The organism is Vicinamibacterales bacterium (assembly GCA_036496585.1).
GTDB lineage: Bacteria > Acidobacteriota > Vicinamibacteria > Vicinamibacterales > 2-12-FULL-66-21 > JAICSD01.
The window spans coordinates 89,317-104,003 of record DASXLB010000072.1 but is presented as its reverse complement, the minus strand read 5'-3'; the positions used below and the strand labels follow the sequence as shown (position 1 = coordinate 104,003).

The 14,687-nt window shown below is 69.6% G+C and carries 13 protein-coding genes; 2 read left to right on the top strand and 11 right to left on the bottom strand.

The features are described from left to right. Positions 1–34: 34 nt before the first annotated feature. The 11 genes from VGI12_20885 to VGI12_20835 all read right to left on the bottom strand — a co-directional run bounded on the left by VGI12_20885 (position 35) and on the right by VGI12_20835 (position 10,290). The gene (locus tag VGI12_20885) at positions 35–838 is read right to left on the bottom strand and encodes a prephenate dehydrogenase (protein HEY2435138.1); all 804 of its coding nucleotides are present in this window, start codon (positions 836–838) and stop codon (positions 35–37) included. Between the two features lie 45 nt (positions 839–883). Continuing rightward, the gene (aroF, locus tag VGI12_20880) at positions 884–1,933 is read right to left on the bottom strand and encodes a 3-deoxy-7-phosphoheptulonate synthase (GenBank protein HEY2435137.1); all 1,050 of its coding nucleotides are present in this window, start codon (positions 1,931–1,933) and stop codon (positions 884–886) included. A gap of 2 nt (positions 1,934–1,935) precedes the next feature. Continuing rightward, the gene (pheA, locus tag VGI12_20875; GenBank protein HEY2435136.1) at positions 1,936–2,241 is read right to left on the bottom strand and encodes a chorismate mutase; all 306 of its coding nucleotides are present in this window, start codon (positions 2,239–2,241) and stop codon (positions 1,936–1,938) included. Next, a complete protein-coding gene (gene trpA / locus VGI12_20870) occupies positions 2,238–3,032 on the bottom strand; it encodes a tryptophan synthase subunit alpha (GenBank protein ID HEY2435135.1) in 795 nt (264 codons plus the stop codon). Before trpA ends, pheA begins: the two co-directional genes overlap by 4 nt. After that, a complete protein-coding gene (gene trpB / locus VGI12_20865; protein HEY2435134.1) occupies positions 3,032–4,252 on the bottom strand; it encodes a tryptophan synthase subunit beta in 1,221 nt (406 codons plus the stop codon). Before trpB ends, trpA begins: the two co-directional genes overlap by 1 nt. Then, a complete protein-coding gene (locus VGI12_20860) occupies positions 4,249–4,866 on the bottom strand; it encodes a phosphoribosylanthranilate isomerase (GenBank protein HEY2435133.1) in 618 nt (205 codons plus the stop codon). Before VGI12_20860 ends, trpB begins: the two co-directional genes overlap by 4 nt. Beyond that, on the bottom strand, positions 4,863–5,684 hold the full coding sequence (locus VGI12_20855) for an indole-3-glycerol phosphate synthase TrpC (GenBank protein HEY2435132.1): 822 nt from the start codon (positions 5,682–5,684) through the stop codon (positions 4,863–4,865). Before VGI12_20855 ends, VGI12_20860 begins: the two co-directional genes overlap by 4 nt. Next, entirely contained in the window at positions 5,681–6,706 is a 1,026-nt protein-coding gene (trpD, locus tag VGI12_20850) for an anthranilate phosphoribosyltransferase (protein ID HEY2435131.1), read from the bottom strand. The genes VGI12_20855 and trpD overlap by 4 nt, the downstream gene beginning before the upstream one ends. Beyond that, positions 6,706–7,269 (bottom strand): aminodeoxychorismate/anthranilate synthase component II, encoded by a 564-nt coding sequence (locus VGI12_20845; GenBank protein HEY2435130.1) that lies wholly within the window; start codon positions 7,267–7,269, stop codon positions 6,706–6,708. Before VGI12_20845 ends, trpD begins: the two co-directional genes overlap by 1 nt. A 106-nt stretch (positions 7,270–7,375) precedes the next feature. Beyond that, positions 7,376–8,854: an anthranilate synthase component I gene (gene trpE / locus VGI12_20840; GenBank protein HEY2435129.1), complete on the bottom strand. Its 1,479-nt coding sequence runs from the start codon at positions 8,852–8,854 to the stop codon at positions 7,376–7,378. Beyond that, a complete protein-coding gene (locus VGI12_20835; GenBank protein ID HEY2435128.1) occupies positions 8,851–10,290 on the bottom strand; it encodes a type I 3-dehydroquinate dehydratase in 1,440 nt (479 codons plus the stop codon). The genes trpE and VGI12_20835 overlap by 4 nt, the downstream gene beginning before the upstream one ends. Positions 10,291–10,566: 276 nt before the next feature. Here VGI12_20835 and VGI12_20830 point away from each other — a divergent pair, with 276 nt between their 5' ends. Together VGI12_20830 and VGI12_20825 are read left to right on the top strand one after the other, a co-directional pair. Continuing rightward, positions 10,567–12,411, top strand: coding sequence for a SpoIVB peptidase S55 domain-containing protein (locus VGI12_20830; protein HEY2435127.1), 1,845 nt, complete (start codon positions 10,567–10,569; stop codon positions 12,409–12,411). A gap of 51 nt (positions 12,412–12,462) precedes the next feature. Next, positions 12,463–14,679, top strand: coding sequence for a hypothetical protein (locus VGI12_20825; GenBank protein ID HEY2435126.1), 2,217 nt, complete (start codon positions 12,463–12,465; stop codon positions 14,677–14,679). The last annotated feature ends 8 nt before the right edge of the window (positions 14,680–14,687 follow it).

Here is a 14,687-nt window from a genome sequence, read left to right as displayed (position 1 = left end):
GCACCAATTCCAGCCGGAGCGGCGCGCCGACGATTCAGCGGGCGCGGTCGAGTGCAGTTCGCCAGCGGCAGGCGGACGTGAAGACGGCGTCGATCCCTTCACCGGTGTCGAGCGTGTCTCGGACCTCGGTCAGAGCGCGGATCAGGTGATCGAGCGCCTCGCGCAGGACGTCCTGGTTGGTCGCGCCGATGTCTTTCCAGATGCCGGGCGGACTCGCCGCCAGACGGGTGGTATCGAGCAGGCCGGCGCCGGCGATTTCGAGGCCGGCATCACCCGCCAGCCTGCCGACCACGTGCATCAGCGCGCTCGCCGTCAGCTGCGGCAGGTGCGACACGGCGCCGACGAACCGATCGTGGAGCTCGGGCGTCATCACGTGCGGCACGGCGCCGAGCCCGGAGACGAAGGCATCGAGCCGCGTTATCGCGTCTGTGGGGGTGCCGGGCGCCGGTGTGAGGATCCAGGGGCGACCGCTGAAGAGATCGGCGCGGGCATTCGCCGCCCCGCCCCGGGCGCCGCCCGCCATGGGATGGCCGCCGACGAAGACCAGCGAGGGGCGCGACGCCGCCGCGGCGCAGATGGCGCGCTTGGTGCTGCCGGTGTCAGTGACGACGGTCGCGCGCCGCAGGTGCGGCTCGATGGTCTCGAGCAGCGCGACGTTCGCGCGGACCGGCGCGGCGAGGATGACGAGATCGGCCTCGGCCAGCGCCGACAGATCGTCGCCCGCGTCGAGCAGCCGGACGTCGATGCCGGGCCACGCGCCCGAGGCCGCCTGGCCGACCGACGTGCCCATCAATCCGGCACCCGCGATCGCCAGGCGCGTAAATGGCGGTTCGCTCATGTGAGTTCGCTTCGCCCGGCCGGCGACTGCCGGAGGACCGGGACGCTACACTCCCCAGCCGCGGCGGGCGACCGGTTCGAGGCAGATGCTCCGGCCGATCGCCGGGGCGATGATCCGCAGCTCCGCCATCAGGCGGTCGAACTGCTGCGGCAGCAGCGACTGCGCGCCGTCGCTGAGCGCGTGATCCGGGTCGTGGTGGACCTCGATGATCAGGCCGTCGGCGCCGGCGGCGACCGCGGCGCGCGCCATCGGCGCGACCTTGTCGCGACGCCCGGTGCCGTGGCTCGGGTCGCCGATCACCGGCAGGTGGCTCAACTGCTGGACCATCGGAATCGCCGAGATGTCGAACGTGTTGCGGGTGATCGTCTCGAACGTGCGAATCCCGCGCTCGCACAGCATCACGTTGGGGTTGCCGCCGGCGAGCACGTACTCCGCCGAGAGCAGCCACTCTTCGATCGTCGCGGAGATGCCGCGCTTCACCATCACCGGCATCCTCGACTTGCCGAGCTCGCGCAGCAGCGTGAAGTTCTGCATGTTACGGGCGCCCACCTGCAGGATGTGCGCGTAGCGTTCGATCAGCTCGATCTGGCTGAGGTCCATCACCTCGGTGATCAGCTTGAGGTTGTGGCGGTCGGCGGCGGCGCGGAGCAGGCGGAGCCCTTCCTCGCCCATGCCCTGGAAACTGTACGGGCTGCTGCGCGGCTTGAAGGCGCCGCCGCGCAGGATCTTGGCCCCGGCGCGCTTGACGGCGGCGGCCGCCGCCTCGACCTGCGCCTCGCTCTCGGCCGAACACGGCCCGGCCATCACGATCACCTCGTCGCCGCCGATCCGTACATCGTCGATCGTGATGACGGTGTTGTCGGGCTTGAAGCTTCGGCTCGCCAGCTTGTATGGCTCGGTGATCCGGTGCACTTCCTGGACGCCGTCGAGCACCTCGAGCAGCGCCATGTCGTACTGCCGCGTGCCGCCGACCGCGCCGAGCACGGTGCGCAGCGCCCCCGTCGACCGGTGCACGTCGAACCCCATCTCCGTCAGTTTCGAGATGACGGACTGGATCTGGTCGTCCGTCGCGCGTTCCCGCATCACTACAACCATGGCTACTTCGCGTCCTTTTGTTGAGCGTTCAATTGTACTGCTTCGGCAATACGTTCCAGGTGTCGGGCTTCGTCGATGATGCGCTCGAAGAGCCGCTTGATCGCCGGCGGGTCGAGCGGCCCGGTGTTGTGCGCTTCCACATTGCGCAGCACCTCGGCTTCGCGCTCGGGCTGGTAGATGGCGACGCCCATCTCACGCTTGATGCGCCCGATCTCCAGCGCGCATGCGGCGCGGGCGTTGAGCAGACGGACGAGCGACTCGTCCAGCAGGTCGATGCGCTTGCGCAGGTCTTCGAGGTCGGCCTTCACGACGGTTGTCCCTTCAGCCAGCGCACGTAGGCGCCGGCACGCGCGGCGACGTCGGATGACGCGCCGTGTTCGGCGATGACGCTGACGAGCGCGCTGCCGACGACCGCCGCGTCGGCCCAGCGGCTGACGGCGGCGACGTGCTCGGGCGTCGAGATTCCGAATCCGAGTGCCAGCGGCAGCGACGACTGCGCCCGGATGCGGCGGACGAGCGGCTCGACGTCGGCCGCGAGCTGGTCGCGCACGCCGGTGACCCCGAGCCGCGAAATCACGTAGAGGAAGCCGCGCCCCAGCTCCGCCGCGGCGCGGATGCGGACGTCGGTCGTGGTCGGACTGAGCAGGAACACCGGGTCGAGATCGCGCTCGACCAGCTGCCCCCGAAACGACGCGGCCTCCTCGATTGGCAGATCGAGTACCAGCACGCCGTCGACGCCCGCCGCCGCCGCCGTTCTGACGAAGGCGTCCTCCCCCATCCGCAGGATCGGATTGGCATAGCTGAAGAGCACGATCGGCGACGCGATCCGCGCACGCGTCTCCCTGATCATGTCCAGAGCGCGGCGCAGTGTCGCGCCGCCGGCGAGCGCCCGTTCGGACGCCCGCTGGATGACGGGGCCGTCGGCCAGCGGATCCGAGAAGGGTACTCCGACCTCGATCACGTCGGCGCCGTTCTGCGAGAGCGACACGAGGATTTCCGAGGTGCGCGCAAGCGTCGGATCGCCTGCGGTCACGTAGGCGACGAGCCCGGGCTCGTCGCGAGCCCGCAGGCGGGCGAAGGTGTCGGCGAGCCTCCCCATCAGCGCGCCCCTCCGAGCGCCGTCTGCACGCTCAGCACGTCCTTGTCGCCACGGCCCGACAGGTTCACCAGCACGACCGCATCGCGCGGCATTAATGGCGCCAGACGGATGGCGTGCGCGACGGCGTGCGACGATTCGAGCGCCGGCAGGATGCCCTCCTCGCGCCCGAGACGCTCGAAGGCCGCCAGCGCCTCCCCGTCTTCCACGTAGGTATACTCCGCCCGTCCCCGGTCGCGGAGCCACGCGTGCTCCGGCCCGACCGACGCATAGTCAAGGCCCGCCGAGATCGAATGCGTCAGCTCGACGTTTCCGTCGGCGTCCTGCAGCACGTAGCTGCGGGTGCCCTGGAGGACGCCGGCGCTGCCGCCGGCGAACCGCGCCGCGTGCTCGCCCGGTGAGATGCCGCGGCCGCCGGCTTCGACGCCGATGAGCCGTACCTGCGGATCGTCGACGAAGGCGTCGAAGATCCCCATCGCATTGCTGCCGCCGCCGACGCACGCGACGATCGCGTCGGGGAGGCGCCCGAGCTGGGCGTCGCACTGGTGCCGGGCTTCACGGCCGATCACCGACTGGAACTCACGCACCATCAGCGGGTAGGGATGCGGGCCGAGCACCGACCCGAGCAGATAGTACGTGTCGCCGACATTGGTGACCCAGTCGCGCATCGCCTCGTTGATCGCGTCCTTCAGCGTGCGCGATCCCGCGTTGACCTCGATCACCTCGGCGCCGAGCAGCCGCATGCGGAAGACGTTGAGCGACTGCCGCGCCATGTCGTCCGACCCCATGTAGACGTGGCAGTCGAGCCCGAGCAGGGCGCAGACGGTCGCGGTGGCGACCCCGTGCTGCCCGGCGCCGGTTTCGGCGACGATTCGCCGCTTCCCCATCCGGACGGCGAGCAGCGCCTGGCCGAGCGCGTTGTTGATCTTGTGCGCGCCGGTGTGCGCCAGGTCCTCGCGCTTGAGGAAGAGGCGCGCGCCGCCGGCCGATGCCGTCAGCCGCTTCGCCTCGTAGAGCGGCGTCGGACGCCCGACGTAGTCGCGCAGCAGCTGCTGCAGCTCGCGGCGGAAGCCCGCGTCCTCCCGGACCGCGAAGTAGGCCGCCGTCAGCTCCTCGATGGGTGCGACGAGCGTTTCGGGAACGTAGCGGCCGCCGAACGCGCCGTAATAGCCGCGGGTGTCTGGATCTCTCTTGCCGAATGTCGGGCCGGTTGTGAAAGTCATGTCAATGACGAATGGAGAATGTCGAACAGGGCGCGCAGTTTTGCAGGATCTTTTCGGCCGGGCGCGGATTCGACGCCCGATGACACGTCGATCGCGGCGGGGCGCACCGTTTCGATCGCCTCGATGACGTTCGCCGCGTTCAGGCCGCCGGAGAGAATCACCGGGCGGCGAGCGGCGATCTTCGCCGCGACCGCCCAGTCGACGCGACGTCCGGTCCCACCACGCCTTTCCGGGTCGTGGGCGTCGAGCAGTACGCTTACGTCGCCGGGAACCGCGGCCGCCGCCACGATGGCCTGGGCGTCACCGACGGCAATCGCCTTGATCTTGGGCACGCCCCTGTCGCAGTACGATTCCGGAGGCTCGTCACCGTGCAACTGCACGGCCGACAGCCCCACCGTCGCAGCCACACGGAAGGGTTCGTCGCCCTGGTTCACGAACACGCCGATCGCCGGCACCAGCGGCGGCAGCCCCTTCACGATCGCCCAGGCATCGTCGATGTCGACGCAGCGCGGGCTGCCGGGCCAGAACACGAGGCCAATCGCCGACGCACCGAGTTCGGCGGCGAGTGCGGCGTCTTCGGGGGTCGTGATGCCGCAGATCTTGACACGGATCACGCCGCCACCCCTCTCAGGAGGCGGAGCGCCGCCCCAGGATCTGGCTGCACAATCAGCCGCTCGCCGACCAGGAATGCGTGATACCCGGCGCGCTCGAGTCGGGACAGATCGCTGGTCTCACGCAGCCCGCTTTCGGCGACCGCCACGATGCCGGTGGGCAGGCGCGGCGCAAGCCGTTCGTGCAGCTCGGGCTCGACCGCCAGCGTGCGGAGATTGCGGCTGTTCAGGCCGACGATCTCGGCGCCCGAGTCCGCGGCGATCGCGAGCTCCGTCTCGTCGTGCGCCTCGACGAGCGCCGCTGCGCCAACGTCGCGGGTCACGGCCAGGAGGGCGCGGAGGTCGGCGGGCGTCAGCGCGCCCACGATCAGCAGGACGGCGTCGGCGCCCGCCATCACCGCCTCGTAAACCTGGTAGCGAGTGACGATGAAATCCTTGCGGAGGATCGGGATGCGCACTGCGCTGCGCACGGCGGCCAGGTGCTCGAGCGCGCCGTCGAAGAAGGTCGGCTCCGTGAGCACGGAGATCGCCGCGGCGCCAGCCTCGGCATACCCGCGCGCGTGGGCCGCCGCGTCGTACTGCTGGCGCAGGATCCCCCGCGAGGGGGAGCGGCGCTTGCACTCGGCGATCACCCGCGGCGACGGGCCGTCGCGGAGCGCCTCCAGGAATCCGGCGCCGTCGGGCCGGCGCTTCGCTGCCGCCGCTTCGACCTGGGCGAGCGGGATCGTTTCCGCGCGCACTTCGGTGACACGGAGCGCCGCGGCGGTGATGGTCGCGAGCAGGTCGGGCGGCGCGAGCGGCGAGGCGGGCGGCGCGATCATGCGACGCCGGCTCCTGCCCGAGAACACGCGATCAGCCGTTCGAGGACCGCGGCGGCGCGGCCGCTGTCGATGGCCTCGGCGGCCAGCGCGATACCCTCACGGACCGTCGCGACCCGTCCGGCGATCAGTAGAGACGCGCCGGCGTTCAAGACGACGACATCGCGGGGGCCGCCGGCCTCGCCGGCCAGCACGCGCCGCGCGATCTCCACGTTGTCCTGCGGCTCCCCGCCCCTCAGCGCCTCGGACGCGCTCTTCGGCAATCCGACGTCCGCCGGGTGCAGGTAGAAGGTGTTCACCTGTCCCTCTCGGCACTCCGAAATCTTCGTGTATCCGGTGGTCGAAATCTCGTCGAGCCCGTCGGCGCCGTGGACGACCCAGGCGCGCTCGGAGCCGAGCTGGGCGAGCGACCGCGCCACGAGCTCGGTCAGCTCCGGCCGCGGCACGCCGACGAGCTGTCGCGTCGCGCCGGCCGGGTTGGTCAGCGGGCCGAGCAGATTGAACGCGGTACGGACGCCCAGCTCACGCCGCGTCGCCGCCGCGTGCTTCATCGACGGATGGAAGACCTGGGCGAAGAAGAACGCCATGCCGGCATCCTCGAGGCAGCGCTCGACGACAGGTGGCGGGGCGCTGATGTTGACGCCGAGCGCCTCCAGCAGATCGGCGCTGCCGCAGCGGCTCGAGGCGCTCCGATTCCCGTGCTTGGCGACGCGCACGCCGCAGGCGGCGAGCGCGAGCGCGGCGATCGTCGAGACGTTGAACGTGTGGGCGCCGTCGCCGCCCGTGCCGCAGGTGTCGAACACCGGTCCCACGCTCCGGCTCAGGCGCGTCGCGCGCGCCCGCATCGCCGTCGCCAGGCCGACGATCTCGTCGGGCCGCTCCCCCTTCATCGCCAGCCCGACCAGCAGACCCGCGATCTGCGACGGCTGCGCATGGCCGTCCATGATCGCCTCCATCGCCGACGCCGCTTCGCCGACCGTGAGGTCCTCGTGGCGCTGCAGCTTTTCGATCAGATCGCGGAACATCACAGCTCCAGGAAGTTGCGCAGGATCTGACGCCCTTCGCCGGTCAGGACCGACTCGGGGTGGAACTGGACGCCGTGCAGCGGCCATTCGCGATGGCGCAGCCCCATGACGATGCCGTCCTCCGTGCGCGCGGTCACTTCGAGCGGCGCCGGGACCGGCTCGTTCACGACGAGCGAGTGGTAACGTCCGGCCACGAACGGCTGCGAAATGCCGACGAACACGCCGCGGCCGTCGTGCTGCACCTTGGACACCTTGCCATGCATCACCACCGGCGCGCGCGCGACGTCGCCGCCAAACGCGTAACCGATCGCCTGGTGCCCCAGGCAGACGCCGAACACCGGCACGCGCGGCCCGATCCGGCGGATGACGTCGACGCTGATGCCGGCGTCCTCTGGCCGGCCAGGGCCGGGGGAGATCACGATCCGCTCTGGCGCAAGCGCCTCGATCTCGCCGAGCGTGATCTCGTCGTTTCGCCGGACGCTGGGGGCGTGTCCCAGCTCCCCCAGATACTGCGCGAGGTTATAGGTGAACGAATCGTAGTTGTCGAGCAACAGGACCGTCATGATTGGCGCTCACACCCGGCGGCTGCCCGCCGGTTCCCTCTTGCTGCCGGCCGGAGTGCGCTCCGGCCGCTGCCGCTGCTCCGCGTCGCTCCGTTCCGCGCGCGCCTCATAGCTCGGTCTCCGCCATTTCCAAGGCCTGGAGCAGCGCCCGCGCCTTGTCGCGGGTCTCCTCGTACTCCGCGGCGGGATTCGAATCGGCCACGATGCCGGCGCCCGCCTGCACGCGCGCGACGCCATCGCGAATCGTGATCGTTCTGATCGCAATGCAGAAATCCAGGTTGCCCGCGAAGTCGATGTAGCCGACCGCACCGGCGTAGAGTTCGCGGCGGGTCGGCTCGAGCTCCGTGAGGATCTGCATCGCGCGAATCTTCGGGGCGCCCGACACCGTGCCGGCCGGGAAGCACGAGACCAGCGCGTCGAGGTGGTCGTGGGCGTCGGCGAGCCGGCCTTCGACGGTCGAGACCAGGTGCATGACGTGCGAGTAGCGTTCGAGCCCCATGTACTGCGGGACGCGTACGCTGCCGAACTCGCAGACGCGTCCGAGATCGTTGCGCCCGAGGTCGACGAGCATCACGTGCTCGGCGCGTTCCTTCTCGTTGCGTTTCAGCTCGTCGGCCAGCCGCAAGTCCTCTTCCTCTGAGCGGCCGCGCGGACGGGTGCCGGCGATCGGGTGCGTCTCGACCCGCTGCCCCTCCACCCGTACCAGCATCTCGGGCGACGATCCGACGATCGCAAAGGCGCCCATGCGGATGAAATACATGTAGGGTGACGGGTTGACGTGGCGCAGCGCCCGGTAGACGGTCAGCGGATCCGCCTCGACCCGCGCTTCGAAGCGCTGCGACAGCACCGCCTGGTAGATGTCGCCCGCCGCGATGCGCTCCTTGATCGTCCGGACGCCGGCCTCGTACGTCTCGCGCGTCACGTTCGAGGAGACCTCGGGCGCGCGGCCGCCGCCGGCTTTGGCCTGCGACAGGCTGCGCTCGAGCTCGCGTTCGAGGAACTGGATCTTCGCGCAGGCGAACTGGTAGAGGGCGGCGAGATCCTCGTCCGCGGTGACGCGGGCGTTGGCGATGATCAGGATGCGGTGCTTGACGTGATCGAAGGCGAGCACCGTGTCAAACAGCATGAATCCGGCGTCTTCCGCGTCGGACGGCGGCACCTTGGTCCAGGCTCCCGCCAGGGCCGGCTCGAACTCGATCGCCGCGTCGTAGCCGATGAAGCCGACGGCGCCGCCGGAGAAGCGCGGCAGCCCCGGCACGAACGGCGCCCGGAACTCGGCCATCATCTTGCGCAGGACCGGCACGAACGGCTCGTCGGTCTCGGTGGTGACTCCCGAGCGGTCGATGATCGTGCGGCCGTGCCGCGAGCGGAGCACGAGGAAGGGATCCTTGCCCAGGAACGAGTAGCGCGCGACCTGCTCGCCGCCTTCCACGCTCTCGAAGAGGAACGCGTAGTCCGAGTGCTCCGCGATCTTGAGAAACGCCGATACCGGCGTCAGCAGGTCGGCCATGATCTCCTTGACGACCGGCACGAAGGTGCCGCGCCCCGCGAGATCGACGAACTCTTCGTAACTCGTCTGCTTCATACCGCACGTGTCCTGATGGCGGACACCGCCGCCCCGGCAAAGAGTGCGGCCGGCGGCCGCTGCCCTGTCCAGACCTCGAACTGCCGCTCGGCCTGCGCCACGAGCATCGCCAGACCCCCGATCGCCTCGAGGCCGGCGTCGCGCGCGCGCCGCATCAGCTCGGTCGGGTCCGGGTCGTAGATCAAGTCGTACACGAGGTGCCCGTCGAGCGGTCCCTCGTAGGGGATGCCCGCGACGCTGCGGCTGCCGACCGGCGTCGTGTTGACCAGCAGGTCCCACGACCCGGCGGGCGGCGGCCACGGCACTGGCGTGGCGCCGGTCGCGCGCGCCACGTCGGCGGCCGCACCCGGGCGGCGCGCCGCAATCCCGACACGCGCTCCCTCGCCGACCAGCGCCAGCCCGACGGCGCGCGCCGATCCACCGGCTCCGAGAATGACGACGCGAAGCCCGTGCAGCACGATGCCGCCCGCCCGCAACGGCTCGAGGAACCCGTCGGCATCAGTGTTGGAACCCAGCCAGCGGCCGTCCCGGATCGCGATCGTGTTGACCGCCCCCGCCGTCCGCGCGGCCGGGGTCAGATCGTCGAGCATCGACAGCACCTCCTGCTTGAATGGAATCGTCACGCTCAGACCGCGGAGGCCGATCTCCGACGCGAACTCCCGGAGGCCGTCGAGATCGCGCGTCTCGATCGGCACGTAGGCCGCGTTGAGGCCGAGCGCCGCAAAGCCGGCGTTGTGCATCGCGGGCGAGAGCGAGTTGCCGACTGGCCGGCCCAGCACGCCGTACACCGCGGCCGCGTCGTCGACGCGCCTGAACCGGAATTCCTCGAGCAGCCGTGACGCCGGCAACTGCCCGGGCGCCATGCCGTTGCCGGCGTACGTCCATCGCGACCCGAAGCGCGCCGCCAGGACGCGCGTCGCGATTCCGGCGGCCCCCATGCCGATCAGGATCGACGAGCGATCCGGCCGCGCGGCGGCCAGCAGCGTGCGCAGGTCGGCGATGCGCTCGCTCATCACTGCGAGTTTGGCGATCTCCCCTCCCTGGCCGCGCAGGTCGTCGAGCAACTGGGCGGCGTTCGACGGCGTGGCATCAAACACATGCCGCGAAACCACGACGCCGCGCCCGCGGCGCGCAGCCATCACCGGCGCGCCTACCGAGTCCCATTCGACGTCGATGAACTCCGCGCCCTGCGCGTCGGCGTCGGCCAGCACGCGGAGGCGTGCCTCCTCGGCGCCGGCGAAGAGCCCGCCCTCCCGGATCGGCCGGCAGGTGACAATCGCCGGCTTCGTGCGGCCCTGCAGCGCTGCCGCCGCGTCGGGGCGCGCCATCGAGTCGAGGCGCAGTTCCACCAGATCGGCGTCCGCTTCGGCAGCGGCGCGCGCGTGGCGGATCGCCTCCGCGTCACGTCCGATCACGGTGATGCACAACTCAGTCACAATCGCACTGCTCTATGGCCCGGGACCGAGAACAAAAAAAGCCCCCTCAATCGGTCCGATTGAGGGGGCTTGTTGGTGACGTTCGCCTTCGTCTAACGGTCGCGTGTCAGCGTCCCACCCCCTCGATGCGCGCGTACCACCACCAATACGACGTAAACGCCGTAAAGGCAACGCGGCTCGAACGGGCGACTGACGACACGATGGGATGAGCCTAACACAACTCGGCTGCGGTTTCGCAATCCGCCCGCGAAACCATGCTATAACGGTTTAAATATCATGAAGATCCGGGCTTTTCTCAGCGCTGGCATCATCGCCGCGGCCAGCATGGCGCGCCTGCCCGCGGCCCCGGCGTTCATGCCGATCGACGAGATCAAGCCCGGCATGGTCGGCACCGGTCGCACCGTCTTCGAAGGCGCGGAACTGCAGGACTTCACAGTCCGCATTCTCGGCGTGCTCAAGAACGTGCAGGCGCCCAAACGCGACTTAATCCTGGCGCGGCTCGAGGGCGGTCCGCTGGCCCAGACCGGCGTGATCGCCGGGATGAGCGGCAGTCCTGTCTACATCGACGGCCGCCTGGTCGGCGCCGTGTCGTACTCGATTGGGTCGTTCCCCAAGGAACCCATCGCCGGCATCACGCCGATCGCCGAGATGATCGACGCGACCACCAACAACGCCTCGGTCCGCGCGCGCGCGGCGCAGAACCGGGTCGACCTGCCGATCACGCCCGATCACTTCGCGACGGCCATCCGCACGGCGTATCAGCGCGTCGCGGCGTTCGCGGATCGGCCGGCCGACGTCCAGGCCCTCGGGCTGGCGGCCAGCGAGGGGACGCAGATTGGCGCGCTGCTCCGGCCGATCTCGACGCCGCTCGTGATGGGCGGCATGAGTGCGGCCACCGGCGATCTGGTGTCGTCGATGTTCCGTGATGCCGGGTTCACGCCGATGCTCGCCGGCGGCACGGCCGCGGGCGGGTCGTCGACGGCCCCGCTCCGTCCGGGCGATCCGATCGGCGTCGCGCTGCTCAGCGGCGACGGCGAGATGGGGGCGACCGGCACCATCACCCACATCGACGGCGACAAACTCTACGCCTTCGGCCACCCGTTCTACGGCTTCGGACCGACCGCCTTCCCGATGACCAGGGCCACGATCTACGCGACCCTGCCGAGCCTGATGTCCTCGTTCAAGATCGCCACCATGGGCGACGTCGTCGGCACCATGCAGCAGGATCGATCGACGGCGATCGCCGGCACCCTCGGCAAGCCGCCGGCACTCATTCCCCTGTCGGTGACCCTCGACTCGGGCCACAACGGTAAGCGCACGTTCAACTTCGCGATCGTCAACGATCAGATCTTCACGCCGCTGCTGACCTATGTCGCGCTCTTCAACACGCTGGGAAACTACGAGCGCAATTTCGGCGCGATTACCTACACGGTCAAAGGGCGGGCCATTGTCGACCGGCATGACGATCTGTCGTTCGAGGACATCTTCACCGGCGAGAGTCCGATCCCGAGCGCCTCGGCCTATGTCGCCGGACCGATCACGATGCTGATGGCCAACGACCTCGAGCCGGTGACGGTCAAGAGCGTCGAGCTGTCGATCACCACGTCGGAAGAGTCGCGCGCCGCGACGATCGAGCGGGTGTGGCTCGACGACGTGAGGCCGCGGGCCGGCAAGAGCGTGCCGCTGAAGGTGCTGACGCGCAGCTACCGGGGCGCCGAGAAGATCTCGACGATCCCGATCGAGATTCCGGCCAACGCGTCGGGGCAGCTGACGGTGATGGTGACCGACGGCCGGCAGCTCAATCAGATCGAGCAGCGGGATTTCCGGCGCAGCGTGCAGCCGCAGAGCGTCGGCCAGATGATCAAGCTGCTGAACGAGACGCACCGCAACAACCGCGTCTACGTCCGGCTGCTGACCGGAACGCCAGGCGCCGTCGTCGACGGCGAGGCGATGACCTCGCTGCCGCCGTCCGTACTCTCGGTGCTCGAGGGCGATCGCAGCGGTGGCAGCTTCACGCCGATTCGCAGCGCCGCGCTCGGCGAATGGGAGCTGCCGATGGATTCCGCGATCAGCGGCACGCGCGTCCTGACGATCGATCTCGACAGCCGCGGCGGCCGGTGAAGGAAGCCGCGGATGAACGCGGATGAAGACGGAACGAGACCGATCACGAGCATGTTGAAACGAACGGCGATCGCCGCGGCTGCGGCGGTCGCGGCGTCTGCCCTCCTGTCTGCCTCCACTGCGACATTCTGGACGGTCTCGACCCAGGCCGATTTCCTCAAGGGAGACGTCGACAACCTGTCGATCGACGGCGACGGGCGCGTCTTTCCCGGCCCGGCGATCACCCAGATCGCCGAAACCGCGGCGCCATTTATCTGGACGCTGCTCGCCGGACCCGACGGGACGCTCTGGGCCGGTACCGGCAACGAGGGACAGGTCCTCAAGGTCGGCCGCGACGGCAAGACGTCGACGTTCTTCGACGCGCCGGAGATCGAGGTGCACGCGATCGCGCCGGCGCCGAACGGCGGGCTCTACGTCGGGACGTCGCCCGACGGCCGCATCTACGAGGTCGCGGCCGACGGCACGTCGAAGACCTTCTTCGATCCCGACGACAAGTACATCTGGGCGCTGGCGGTCGGGCCTGACGGCACGCTGTTCGCCGCCACCGGCGAGAAGGGGAACATCTACCGCATCACCCCGGACGGCAAGGGCGCGCTCTTCTACAAGACGAACACGACCAACGTCGTGTCCCTCGCCGTCGACCGGGCCGGCAACCTGCTCGCCGGCACCGAGTCTCCGGGCCGGATCTTCCGCATCGATCGCAATGCCAAGGCGTTCGTGCTGCTCGACTCCTCGTTCAAGGAGATCCACGCGTTGAGGCTGGCCGCCGACGGCACGATCTACGCCGCGGCCTTCAGCGGGACGCCCGGCGGTGATGATCGGTCGGGCTCGATCAACCTCAGCGCACCCGATGTGGCGCCGTCCCGCGCACCGGTGCCAACCGTTTCCGCTGAAATCACCGGCATCACGGTCGTCGACGCGACCGGCGTCACCAGCGGGCCGGTGACCTCCTCGCGGTCACGGAGTCCGAAAGGGGCAATCATCCGCATCCGCGCCGATGGCCTGTGGGACACGCTGTGGGAGGCGACCGACGACTGGCCGTTCGACGTGCTGATCGACAACGACGGCTCGCTGCTCGTCGGCACCGGCAAGGAAGGCAAGGTCTTCCGGCTCTCCGGCGACCCCGCGCGGGCCACCCTCCTCACGCGCGCCGCGGCACGCCAGGTGACGGCACTCGTGCGCGATCCGTCGGGCCGCGTCGTCGGCGCGACGAGCAACCCGGGACGCATCTTCGCGCTCTCGTCAGGGCGGGCGGCGAGCGGCACCTACGAGTCGGACGTCCGCGATGCCGGCACGGTGGCGACCTGGGGTGCGATTCGCTGGCGGGCGTCGGCGTCGCCCGGCGACGTCGAGATCGCCACGCGCTCGGGCAACACCGCGAATCCCGACGAGACGTGGAGCACGTGGTCGGCGGCGTACACCACCTCGAGCGGACAGAAGATTACCAGTCCGAACGCGCGCTATCTGCAGTGGCGAGCGGTCTTGAAGCAGTCGGCGGTCCTGACCTCGGTCACCGCCGCGTACCTCCCCCGCAACCTCCGGCCGATCGTGACCAGCATCACCGTCCATCCGCCGGGAGCGGTCTTCCAGCGTCCGTTCTCGACCGGCGAGCTGGAGATCGCCGGCTTCGAGGAAAACACCTCGGACGGCCGCGGACCGCAGCAGCAGACGTCATCCAACGCCGGCGTCCCGCCGCCCCCGGCCCCCGCTCTGGGCCGCAAAATTTACCAGAAGGGCCTGCAGACGTTCGTGTGGAAGGCGGACGACGACAACGACGATCGGCTGCAGTTCGACGTGTTCTACCGCCGCGAAGGCGAGTCGTCGTGGAAGCCGCTCAAACGGGGCCTATGGGATCCGATCCTGGTATGGGACACGACCTCGGTGCCCGATGGCACCTACTACGTGAAGGTCGCCGCGAGCGACGCGCCGTCCAATTCGCCCGATACCGCGCTGGTCGGCGAACTGGAGAGCGTCAGCTTCGATGTCGACAACACGCCGCCGGTCGTGGAGCTGCAGCCGTCAGCGCGGGTGAACGGCAAGCCGACGGTCAAGTTCATCGTGCGCGATGAACAGTCGGCCGTCTCACGCGTCGAATATTCGCTCGACGGCAGCCGCTGGCGGGTGGCCTACCCGGTCGACGGGATTGCCGATTCGCGGAAAGAAGAGTTCGTGGTGACGCTGGAGGAGAGCGACGGCGGCCGCTCGGTGATCATCAGGGCCACCGATGCGATGAACAACGTGGCCACGGCGCTCGCGACCGCCAAGTGAGACGAGAG

Coding starts and splice junctions, on each gene's coding strand:
- VGI12_20845 (HEY2435130.1), bottom strand. CDS start 7,269: ATGACGGTCCTGTTGCTCGACAACTACGATTCGTTCACCTATAACCTC.
- trpD (HEY2435131.1), bottom strand. CDS start 6,706: ATGTTCCGCGATCTGATCGAAAAGCTGCAGCGCCACGAGGACCTCACG.
- trpB (HEY2435134.1), bottom strand. CDS start 4,252: ATGACTTTCACAACCGGCCCGACATTCGGCAAGAGAGATCCAGACACC.
- trpE (HEY2435129.1), bottom strand. CDS start 8,854: ATGAAGCAGACGAGTTACGAAGAGTTCGTCGATCTCGCGGGGCGCGGC.
- VGI12_20825 (HEY2435126.1), top strand. CDS start 12,463: ATGTTGAAACGAACGGCGATCGCCGCGGCTGCGGCGGTCGCGGCGTCT.
- trpA (HEY2435135.1), bottom strand. CDS start 3,032: ATGGGGAGGCTCGCCGACACCTTCGCCCGCCTGCGGGCTCGCGACGAG.
- VGI12_20885 (HEY2435138.1), bottom strand. CDS start 838: ATGAGCGAACCGCCATTTACGCGCCTGGCGATCGCGGGTGCCGGATTG.
- aroF (HEY2435137.1), bottom strand. CDS start 1,933: ATGGTTGTAGTGATGCGGGAACGCGCGACGGACGACCAGATCCAGTCC.
- VGI12_20830 (HEY2435127.1), top strand. CDS start 10,567: ATGAAGATCCGGGCTTTTCTCAGCGCTGGCATCATCGCCGCGGCCAGC.
- VGI12_20855 (HEY2435132.1), bottom strand. CDS start 5,684: ATGATCGCGCCGCCCGCCTCGCCGCTCGCGCCGCCCGACCTGCTCGCG.